At 52.6% G+C, this 2,566-nt stretch carries 1 protein-coding gene and 1 pseudogene; both read right to left on the bottom strand.

Features of this window, described 5'->3' with window-relative positions; all coding sequences use genetic code 11:
- Positions 1-72: 72 nt before the first annotated feature.
- Positions 73-348, bottom strand: a pseudogene (locus ABS761_RS16775) (transposase); the annotation flags it as partial.
- 209 nt (positions 349-557) lie between these two features.
- Positions 558-2,566, bottom strand: a 2,009-nt coding sequence (locus ABS761_RS16780; RefSeq protein WP_350409534.1) for a hypothetical protein, incomplete at its 5' end; no start/stop codon positions are given.

Genomic DNA, 2,566 nt, shown 5'->3' on the forward strand with positions numbered 1-2,566 from the left:
CATCTGCTCTGTCTCCAGAAAACAGGTGGGGAATTTTTAATGACCTTCAGGGGGGATTATTGGACGACCGATAACAGTCTTCTTGCCCAGCATGCGCTGCAGCTCCCGGATCTGCTTGAGCGCGTCGGCAAGCTCCGAGGCCGCGACCACCTGCTCGCCAGCATCCACTGCCGACAAGCCGCCGTCCTGGTACAGTTTGCGCCAGTGAAACAGCTGGTTCGGGTTCACACCATGGCGGCGCGCCACCATCGAAACCGTCTGCCCAGGCTCGTTGCTCTCGCGCACCATGGCCAGCTTCTGTTCCACCGACCAGCGCCGCCGACGCTCCGGCTGGGTCAGTAATTCCATCACTTCCTGCTTGCTGTTGGTCATAAACACAGTCGTATGCCTACCTGCTATTTTAAGCGGGTGACTGTGTCCGGTGTTCCAGGGGGCTGGTTCAACCTGGATGCTCTGGGAATTCGTAGTTGCCGAGGGTTGGGCGTCGCTCTCAGTGCGTACACCATGTAAGTTAGAAGGTAGGTGTCTTTGGCTTTTCGCATGGGCATGAGGCCGAGTCACCTTCTGGCTTGATTGGTCTGAGTTCCAATGCGCACCAGTGCTGTAGAAAATCCGGCCATGAAGTCCGCGTCGGTACTGGTACCCTCAGTCAGTCCTAGTCTGAGTGCCGACTGTATCGTTTGTCCTAACTCAGCGTCTGTCGTCTGAAGTTTCGCGCACTCTGCCCCAAGTAGCCCAACTGCCTCTCGCTCCTTTCTTACATCCATGAGTGCGCCATGATGGAATTCAACTAGCTGGGCATATACGTTCCAGAGTTTCGACGACGCAGCTTCTGTGAGGTTCGGCGACAAGGCAGCGCGTGTGATGGCTTTTGTTAGGATACGGAGTGGGTTTTGCGGCGCGTCACTTTTCAGCCCTGCTTTGACAAACCACAGTCCGATTAAGGATGCTAGAGCACTGTTGGATAGGGTTGTCTCCTCGATGAGTCTTCGAAGGACCGCAGCTGCGTGGTCTAGTGTTTTATTGAAGGGTGCCCGGAAGTCCCATATTGCGTCGATAACCGCCGTGAAATCAGAGTGTTGATCTAAAAGCTCTATCCCTTGCCGGACAGTTGAAACCTCACTGAGCTCGAGGGGCAGGAGCGCCACCAGGTCATCGAACTGCACCAAGAGCCCTACATGCCATCGGCAAAGCATCGAGATTTTGCGGGCAGCATCTTGCCGAGTCAGCAAACCAGCCTGCTCGAATCCAGCAAGGGCATCCAATGTGCAAATTCCATCAGGCTTGCTGCCCTGGGCGACGAATATGCGAAAGAATAAATCGTCGGAGTAGAGTCGGTAACTATCATCTTGCTGGCAAAGTTGGGTAATTTCTCTGAGTTCTCGCCCAAAAACACGGTTTTCGTCGCTATCTTCTTCAGCTAGCTTGGATACTGATGGTTGAATAATCGATCCAAAATGCGGCTTTAGCGCGTCTTGCAATGCGACACATTTAGATCGCGATGGGCTACCGGAGAATGGGCTGACTAAGGAGGCTAGCCTCTCGAGTGTGGCTTTTGCGATTGCTATCGAGCCGAAGAATCGGATAGCGGTATCAATTAAAGCTAGATCAAACAAAACAAGTAGTGCAGTCAGATCTAGCAGTGGCGTGCGATCTGAGACGGAGGCGGCTGATGGCGGAGTCCATTCAGCGTCATTAAGCATCGTCAGGTGGTACTTCTTATCATCGATGCTGGAGGTTTTGGCGATCTCCCATAGATGCACAGTGTCGTGGATATATGAAAGAACGAGGTTTGGGCGCCATGAAAACGGGACGACGGCAAGGCCAAGTTGCAGCTGATTCTCAATTCGACGTTGAAATGCCTCGCGATCCTCTGATACGCCTATAAAACCTTTAATCTGCTCTATCAGCTCTGAACCTGATGAATTTTCGCGAAATACTCCCCGTTTCAGTATCTTTGACTCAGGAAATTTTACGAAAAAGGCGTCGCATCGTTGGCGGAACTCGGCAAGCTCCGGCTGTGTTGGCACCTGATCTTCTCTTGGGGTAGCCATGAGGAACATAATCAAGTAGCTGCTTTCTTCGATCTCTGAGTCCTGGTCTGCTAGCCGCCCCATCTGCACAGCGAGTGCCAAGAGTCGTTGGCTTCCGTGATCTGACTGCTGAATCAGATTGAACAGTAGTCGAATGCAGTCCATCTGTTGACGTTTGGAGGTGGCGGCTTCCATGATCTTTTCGGCTGCATCGATTGCTTCTTGGACGTAGCCACATCGGACCGTGATTGTCACATAGGTATTTAGTGCGAGACTGTCCAGCACGCCCCCGGCCAACATGTTCTCGAGGAGTTCCTTGGCTTTTTGGGTGTGTCCTAACTTGTCTAACGCAAGCGCCTCAAACGCTAGCATGCGCGGCCCAGCGTCAATCCGTGTCTTAAATTTTTTGCACCATTCAAGTAAACCAGGCCAGTCTTTCACCGTGATCTTTGCTAGGGAAGGTCTGAACAAGTCCCCTGGACCTGTCAGAATGTAGGTTGTTGAACGAGACCCAATCAGGAAGCCCCCGATGA

The sequence above is a fragment of the Castellaniella sp. GW247-6E4 genome (assembly GCF_040276065.1).
Lineage (GTDB): Bacteria > Pseudomonadota > Gammaproteobacteria > Burkholderiales > Burkholderiaceae_B > Castellaniella.